The sequence below is a fragment of the Streptomyces synnematoformans genome (genome assembly GCF_039531005.1).
GTDB classification, from domain to species: Bacteria; Actinomycetota; Actinomycetes; order Streptomycetales; family Streptomycetaceae; genus Streptomyces; species Streptomyces synnematoformans.
Map to the genome: position 1 here is coordinate 1 of NZ_BAAAPF010000335.1, position 7,504 is coordinate 7,504.

Annotated in this window: 7 protein-coding genes and 1 pseudogene; all 8 read left to right on the forward strand. The window is 72.9% G+C overall.

Annotation, left to right across the window (positions count from 1 at the left end; all coding sequences use genetic code 11):
- Positions 1 to 54: 54 nt before the first annotated feature.
- Positions 55 to 618 (forward strand): annotated as a pseudogene (locus ABD317_RS31040) (hypothetical protein); the annotation flags it as partial.
- Positions 619 to 653: 35 nt separating this feature from the next.
- The gene (locus ABD317_RS31045; protein WP_344294235.1) at positions 654 to 1,430 is read left to right on the forward strand and encodes an enoyl-CoA hydratase-related protein; all 777 of its coding nucleotides are present in this window, start codon (positions 654 to 656) and stop codon (positions 1,428 to 1,430) included.
- Positions 1,431 to 1,808: 378 nt separating this feature from the next.
- Positions 1,809 to 2,633 (forward strand): HipA family kinase, encoded by an 825-nt coding sequence (locus ABD317_RS31050; RefSeq protein WP_344294237.1) that lies wholly within the window; start codon positions 1,809 to 1,811, stop codon positions 2,631 to 2,633.
- Positions 2,630 to 3,022 (forward strand): DUF3037 domain-containing protein, encoded by a 393-nt coding sequence (locus ABD317_RS31055; RefSeq protein WP_344294239.1) that lies wholly within the window; start codon positions 2,630 to 2,632, stop codon positions 3,020 to 3,022. The genes ABD317_RS31050 and ABD317_RS31055 overlap by 4 nt, the downstream gene beginning before the upstream one ends.
- A 214-nt stretch (positions 3,023 to 3,236) precedes the next feature.
- A complete protein-coding gene (fabG, locus tag ABD317_RS31060; RefSeq protein WP_344294241.1) occupies positions 3,237 to 3,995 on the forward strand; it encodes a 3-oxoacyl-ACP reductase FabG in 759 nt (252 codons plus the stop codon).
- Between the two features lie 17 nt (positions 3,996 to 4,012).
- A complete protein-coding gene (locus tag ABD317_RS31065) occupies positions 4,013 to 4,804 on the forward strand; it encodes an SDR family oxidoreductase (RefSeq protein ID WP_344294243.1) in 792 nt (263 codons plus the stop codon).
- A 127-nt stretch (positions 4,805 to 4,931) separates the two neighbouring features.
- On the forward strand, positions 4,932 to 6,512 hold the full coding sequence (locus tag ABD317_RS31070) for an ABC transporter substrate-binding protein (RefSeq protein WP_344294245.1): 1,581 nt from the start codon (positions 4,932 to 4,934) through the stop codon (positions 6,510 to 6,512).
- A 94-nt stretch (positions 6,513 to 6,606) separates the two neighbouring features.
- A complete protein-coding gene (locus tag ABD317_RS31075) occupies positions 6,607 to 7,287 on the forward strand; it encodes a uracil-DNA glycosylase (protein ID WP_344294247.1) in 681 nt (226 codons plus the stop codon).
- Positions 7,288 to 7,504 lie beyond the last annotated feature (217 nt).

Genomic DNA, 7,504 nt, shown 5'->3' on the forward strand with positions numbered 1-7,504 from the left:
CAGTTGCACCCACGTAACTGCGTGATCTGTGAGACAGATTGAAGTGCCAACATAAACGGCGAGACGCCGTTCGCCGGGTCCTCCACGGCGGTCAGCCGCAGCCCGCTGCTGGAGTGGCACTCCTTCGCGAACGTCCCCGTCCCCGGCGAGGACGGCTTTCACCTGACGGTCTCGCGTGCCGGGGACTGGACCGGGCGGCTGATCGACGACGCGCCCCGGCAGCTCTGGGTCAAGGGCATCACGACGGCGGGCGTCGCCAACATAGAACGGCTCTTCACCAAGGTGGTCTACGTCGCCACCGGCAGCGGTATAGGTCCGTGCCTGCCGCACCTGCTGGCGCAGCAGGTACCGGCCACCCTGGTGTGGTCCACCCGCAACCCCCGCCGCACCTACGGAGACCCGCTCATCGACGACATCCTCGCCGTCCAGCCCGACGCGTTCATCTGGGACACCGACGAGCGGGGCAAGCCCGACATGGTGCGCCTGGCGTACTGGGCCTACGAGAGGTCCGGCGCCGAGGCGGTGATCTGCATCTCCAACAAGAAGCTCACGTGGCGGGTCGTGCACGCCCTGGAGAGCCGCGGCATCCCGGCATACGGCGCGATCTGGGACTCGTGACCCGACCGACCGCACACGGACACCAGGAGGCAGCGGTGGAACACGTGAAGATCGAGAGGAACGAGAAGAACCCGGCCGTCGTGACCGCCCGGTTGCACCGGCCCGAGGTCCTCAACGCGCTCAGCAGCGCGCTGATGGAGGAGCTGACCGGGGCGCTCGGCGAGCTGGACGCCGACCCGGGCGTCGGCTGTTTCGTCGTCACCGGCTCCGAGCGTGCCTTCGCCGCCGGGGCCGACATCCGGGAGATGGCGGCGAGGTCGGCGGCCGAGATGGCGGAGGAGGACTACTTCGCCGGCTGGGACGCCTTCTGCGCCTTGCGCACTCCCACCGTGGCGGCGGTCAGCGGCTACGCGCTGGGCGGCGGCTGCGAGCTGGCGATGATGTGCGACCTCGTCGTCGCGGCCGATTCCGCCGTGTTCGGCCAGCCGGAGCTGGCCCTCGGAGTGATGCCCGGTATCGGCGGCACCCAGCGGCTGATCCGTGCCGTCGGCAAGGCGAAGGCCATGGACCTGATCCTCACCGGACGCACCATGGACGCCGCCGAGGCCGAGCGGGCAGGCCTTGTCGCCCGCATCGTCCCCGCGGACCGGCTGGCGGACGAGGCGCTCGACGTGGCGTCCGCCATCGCGGCGCGCAGCGCTCCCGCGGTGCGGTCCGCCCGCGAGGCCGTGGGCCGTGCGCAGGAGGTGCCGCTGCGCGAAGGGCTGCTGTTCGAGCGGCGGCTGTTCCACGCGCTGTTCGCCACCCGGGACCAGAAGGAGGGCATGCGCGCGTTTCTGGAGAAGCGTGAACCGCACTTCACCGGCCGGTAGCCGCAGACGCACCCCGGCCCCGCCCGTCCGGTGGCCACGGGCGGGGCGTTGCGGCACGCCTGGGCGAAAGCCCGCAGCCGGGAGGGACGCGCCGCCGAGATCGTCGAAGAACGAGGCGTCGGGATGCGGGACCGGTCCCCCCCCCAGCACCGCCGACCAGGCCGTAGTCGACGAGCTTCGACCTCGCCCGCTTCCGCCCCGGCACTCCGCGCCCGTGATCACCCTCGGTTACTATGTTCACTTCGTGCCGGAGGCCGGGAGTGAGGGCCGCGCTGCTGTCGAGGGACTGCTCGGGAAGCAGGGAGAAGTTCTCCCCTGCCACCCGCCTCCGAAGCTGGCCGTGGATTGCAAGGCTGAAGAGACGGGTTGCCTGGGAGAATGCTGAGAGAGGTCGTCGCGACCCGCTATGTCACGCCGCTGCGCGAGGGCGGATCGCTTCCCGGGATCGTCGAGGGAGACGATCTCGGTACGTACGTCATGAAGTTCACCGGCGCCGGACAGGGCCGTAAGACGCTGGTCGCCGAGGTGATCAGCGGCGGGCTCGCGCGCCGGCTCGGGCTGCGGGTGCCGGAGCTGGTCGGGCTCCAGCTCGATCCGGTCATCGGCCGCTCCGAGCCGGACGAGGAGGTGCAGGAGCTGCTGAAGGCCAGCGGAGGGCTCAACCTCGGCATGGACTTCCTGCCCGGCTCGCTCGGCTTCGACCCGCTGGCCTTCCGGGTGGACGCCGCGGAGGCCGGGCGGGTGGTGTGGTTCGACGCGCTCGTCGGCAACGTCGACCGGTCGTGGCGCAACCCCAACATGCTCGTCTGGCACGGCGACCTGTGGCTCATCGACCACGGCGCCAGCCTGATCTGGCACCACAACTGGCCCTCCGCCGCGGCCGCCGCCGACAAGCCGTACGACGCCTCCGACCACGCCCTCGCCCCCTTCGGCCCGGACGTGGCCGCCGCGGCGGCCGAACTGGCGCCGCGGGTGACCGCGAAGCTGCTGGCCGCGACGGCGGCGGAGGTGCCGGACGAGTGGCTGGCGGACGAGCCGGGCTTCTCCTCGCCCGCGGAGGTGCGGGCCGCGTACGTCGAGACGCTGGCCGCCCGCGCCGCACGGGTGCACGAGCTGACCGTGGTGGGCGAACGCAGCCAGGACGGGCCGTCGAAGGCGCCGGAGTGGCTGAAGGGGAAGCTGCCGCGGAAGGGGGCGCGATGAGCGGGCGCGAGGTCTTCGAGTACGCGCTGCTGCGCGTCGTCCCGCGGATCGAACGCGGCGAGCAGATCAACGCCGGGGTGCTCGTCTACTGCCGGGCGCACTCCTATCTCGGTGCGCGTACCCACCTGGACGAGCGCCGCCTGCTCGCGCTCGACCCCGGGGCCGACGTCGCGGGGGTACGGGCCGCGCTGCGCGGCGTGGAGGAGGTGTGCTGCGGCGGCGCGCAGGCCGGGCAGGCAGCCGGGGACGACGCGGGGCGGCGCTTCCGCTGGCTCGTCGCGCCGCGCAGCACGGTGGTGCAGCCGGGGCCGGTGCACTCGGGGCTGACCGAGGACCCGGAGGCGGAGGCGGAACGGCTGCTGGGGCTGCTGGTCCGCGTGCCCGCCTGACCGGTTCGTACGCGACCCGCCGTACGCGACCCGCCGCGCGTGACACGCCGCACACGGCACCGCGTACGGCGGCGCTGCGGCGCGCGCCGCAGCGGCGCCCCGTTGACACGGCGGGGCCGGACTTCTAGCGTCACGTGCCGAACCTACTAAGCGGTTGCTCACCGACTGTCGGGCAGCCCCCCCCGGCACCAGCCAGCGCGAGGAGAACACCAGGATGTCCACCACCGGAAGGGTCGCGATCGTCACCGGCGCGGCGCGCGGCATCGGCGCCGCCACCGCCGTCCGCCTGGCCCGCGAGGGGCACGCCGTCGCCGTGCTGGACCTCGACGAGGGCGCCTGTGCGGACACCGTCGGGAAGATCACCGCGGTCGGCGGCACCGCCCTGGCCGTCGGCTGCGACGTCGCCGACGCCGCCGCCGTCGAGGCGGCCGTCGCCCGCGTCGCCGCCGCACTCGGCCCGCCCGTCGTCCTGGTCAACAACGCCGGCGTGCTCCGCGACAACCTGCTGTTCAAGATGAGCGAGGACGACTGGGACACGGTCATGAACGTGCATCTGCGCGGCGCGTTCCTGATGTCCCGGGCCTGCCAGAAGCACATGGTGGACGCCGGCTTCGGCCGCATCGTCAACCTCTCCAGCAGCTCCGCGCTCGGCAACCGCGGCCAGGTCAACTACTCCGCCGCCAAGGCCGGGCTGCAGGGTTTCACCAAGACCCTGGCCAAGGAGCTGGGCAAGTTCGGGGTCACGGCCAACGCCGTCGCGCCCGGGTTCATCGCCACCGAGATGACCGCCCAGACGGCCGCCCGGGTCGGCATGGACTTCGAGGACTTCCAGGCCGCGGCCGCCGCCCAGATCCCCGTGCAGCGCGTCGGGCACCCGGACGACATCGCCGGCGCCATCGCCTACTTCACGGGCGACGACGCCGGCTTCGTCTCCGGCCAGGTGCTGTACGTGGCCGGCGGGCCGCTCGACTGAGGCCGGAGGACGAGGACATGACGCAGCAGCAGAGCGGCGGCGCCGCGGACGCGCCGCGGGCCGCGGACAGCGGCCGGGTCGCCCTGATCACCGGCGCGAGCCGCGGCATCGGCTACGGCATCGCCGAGGCGCTGGTCGCCCGCGGCCACCGGGTGTGCCTGACCGGCCGCGGCGAGGAGGCGCTCCAGGACGCCGTGGAGTGGCTCGGCGCGGGCCGCGCCATCGGCGTGGCCGGCAAGGCGCACCACGAGGAGCACCAGGCCGAGGCCGTGGCCCGTACGGTGGAGGCGTTCGGCCGGGTCGACTACCTGGTCAACAACGCCGGCACCAACCCGGTGTTCGGCCCCATCGCCGACGCCGACCTGGGCGCGGTGGCCAAGGTCTACGAGACGAACGTGCTGTCCGCCCTGGGCTTCGCCCAGCAGACGTACCGGGCGTGGCAGCGCGAGCACGGCGGCGCGATCGTCAACATCGCCTCCGTCGCCGGGCTCTCGGCCTCGCCGTTCGTCGGCCCGTACGGCATGAGCAAGGCCGCGATGATCAACATGACCATGCAGCTCGCGCACGAGTTCGCGCCGGTCGTCCGGGTCAACGCGCTGGCCCCGGGCGTGGTGAAGACGAAGTTCGCGGTCGCGCTGTACGAGGGCCGCGAGGAGGAGGCCGCCGCCGGCTACCCGCTGGGGCGGCTCGGCGTCCCCGGGGACGTCGCCGGCGCCGCGGCCTTCCTCCTCTCCGACGAGGCCGGCTGGATCACCGGGCAGACGCTCGCCATCGAGGGCGGGATCTTCCTCAACGCCGGCGTCGGCTGAACCGCCCGCCGCGTCCGCCGCACACGTTTCCCCCGGATAACAGCGCTGTTCCGGGGGGTCCGTGATCCACCGGCCGTGGGGTAGGGTCTGCGCACCCCATCGAACAGGTGCAAGGAGGGGGCGGCACGTGTTCTTTCGGTCGGGCCCGCGGCGGGTCGCCGCGGCGCTGATACCCGTCTCGCTGCTGGCCGGCTGCGGCAACCTGCCGGCGTCGGACGACGACGAGCGGCACATCGACGTGGGCACGACGAGCGCGCCCAGCACGCTCGACCCGGCGGCCGCGTGGGACGGCAGCTGGGAGCTGTACCGCAACGTCTACCAGACGCTCATGCACTACGCCGGCACCGGCGCGGTGCCGCAGCCGGACGCGGCGAAGAGCTGCGGTTTCACCGGCTCGGACAGCCGCACGTACCGCTGCCGGCTGCGCGCGGACCTCACCTTCTCCAACGGCAACCCGCTCGACGCCGCGGCCGTGAAGCACTCCTTCGACCGGGTGCTCGCCATCAACGCCGAGACCGGCCCCGCCGGGCTGCTGGAGAGCCTGGAGAAGGTCGAGACCCGAGGGGACCGGACCGTCACCTTCCATCTCAAGCGCTCCGACGCGACCTTCCCGTTCATCCTCGCCGCCCCCGCCACCTCGATCGTCGACCCCGAGACGTACCCGGCGGACGCGCTGGCCGACGAGGGCACCCTCGTCGGCTCCGGGCCGTACACGCTCGCGTCGTACGAGGAGGGGTCGGTGGCCGAGCTGGAGCGCAACTCCGGCTACCGGGGCGACGCGGAGCTGCGCAACGACTCCGTCAGCATCCACTACTTCGACGACTCCGGCGCGATGACCGACGCGCTCAAGAAGGGCGACATCGACGTCACGTACCGCGGGCTGCCGCCGGACCGGGTGCCGGAGCTGGAGAAGGCGGCGTACGAGGAGGGCTCGATCGCGCTCAGCCGGGTCGTCATGCCGGAGATCCACTACCTGGTCTTCAACCCCGAGCACGAGTACGCCGACAGCCTCGCCGTCCGGCACGCCGTCGCCCAGGCGATCGACCGCGACGCGCTCGTGCGCAGGGTCTACGGCAGCACCGCGGAGCCGCTGTACTCGATGATCCCGCGCGGCATCGCCGGCCACACCACCGCCTTCTTCGACCGCTACGGCGAGCCGGACCCCGACGCGGCGGCCGCGACCCTGGAACAGGCGGGGATCACCGAGCCGGTGCCGCTGACGCTGTGGTACACCAGCGACCGGTACGGCTCGGTGATGGCCCGGCAGTTCAAGGAGCTGGAGCGGCAGCTGGACGGCAGCGGGCTGTTCGAGGTCACCGTGAAGGGCCGGAAGTGGGAGCAGTTCGCCGCCGCGTACAACAAGGGCGAGTACGCCGTCTTCGGCCGCGGCTGGTCCCCCGACTTCCCGGACCCGGACAACTACATCGCGCCCTTCACCGGCGAGCGCAACGCCCTCGGCACGCCGTACGAGAACGCGGAGATCACCGAGGAGCTGCTGCCCACCTCGCGCCGCGAGGCGGACCGGGCGGGGGTGAACGAGCAGTTCGCCCGGGCGCAGGAGATCCTCGCCGAGGACGCCCGGCTGCTGCCGCTGTGGCAGGCCCGGCAGTACATCGCGGCGCACGACGACGTCGCCGGGGTGGAGTGGAGCCTGGACGCCTCGACGATCATGCGGATGTGGGAGCTGTACAAGAAGACCAGTTGGTAGGGGAGCTGTCGGTGCCGGGCGGTACCGTCTGCTGCGCAACGCCCCACCGAACCGATCTGCTGCACCGACCGGAGGTCCCGCACCCGTGTCCCCGATGCTCCCCCCGTCCTGGCAGGACATCCTCGCCAAGGAACTCGACAAGCCCTACTTCCGGCGTCTTGAGTCGTTCGTCGAGGAGGAGCGCGCCCGCGGGCCGGTGTACCCGCCGCGCGAAGAGGTCTTCGCCGCCCTCGACGCCACCCCGTACGAGCGGGTGAAGGTCCTCGTCCTCGGCCAGGACCCGTACCACGGACCCGGGCAGGGCCACGGGCTGTGCTTCTCCGTGCGGCCGGGGGTGCGCACCCCGCCGTCCCTGCGCAACATCTTCAAGGAGCTGCGCGACGACCTCGGCCACCCGGTCCCGGACAACGGGTACCTGATGCCGTGGGCCGAGCAGGGCGTGCTGCTGCTGAACGCGGTGCTGACGGTGCGCGAGGGCGAGGCGAACTCGCACAAGGGCCAGGGCTGGGAGGAGTTCACCGACGCGGTCATCCGCGCCGTCGTGGAGCGGCCGGACCCGGCGGTGTTCGTGCTGTGGGGGGCGTACGCGCGCAAGAAGCTGCCGCTGATCGACACGGCCCGGCACGCCGTGGTCCAGGGGGCGCACCCGTCGCCGCTGTCGGCGAAGAAGTTCTTCGGCTCCCGACCGTTCACGCAGATCGACGAGGCGGTGGCCGCGCAGGGCCACGCCCCGGTCGACTGGCGGATCCCGGACCTGGGGCCGGGCCGGGACTGACGTCCGGTACGTCCCGGGCGCCGGGCGGGTGCGCCCTCCCCGGGGGAGCAGCGCTCAGCGCCCGAAGTACTCCGCGCACGCCGCCGCCTCCCGGCTGCCGGGAGCCCAGCCGCCGTAGGCCTCCCCGACGGCGCACACGTCGACCGCCCCGCCGGAGGCCGCGGGCGGCGGGGGCGCCGGGGCCGCCGACGTCGGCGGCGGTGGCGGTGGCGGACGG

Coding starts and splice junctions, on each gene's coding strand:
- ABD317_RS31055 (WP_344294239.1), top strand. CDS start 2,630: ATGAGCGGGCGCGAGGTCTTCGAGTACGCGCTGCTGCGCGTCGTCCCG.
- ABD317_RS31075 (WP_344294247.1), top strand. CDS start 6,607: ATGCTCCCCCCGTCCTGGCAGGACATCCTCGCCAAGGAACTCGACAAG.
- ABD317_RS31050 (WP_344294237.1), top strand. CDS start 1,809: ATGCTGAGAGAGGTCGTCGCGACCCGCTATGTCACGCCGCTGCGCGAG.
- fabG (WP_344294241.1), top strand. CDS start 3,237: ATGTCCACCACCGGAAGGGTCGCGATCGTCACCGGCGCGGCGCGCGGC.
- ABD317_RS31065 (WP_344294243.1), top strand. CDS start 4,013: ATGACGCAGCAGCAGAGCGGCGGCGCCGCGGACGCGCCGCGGGCCGCG.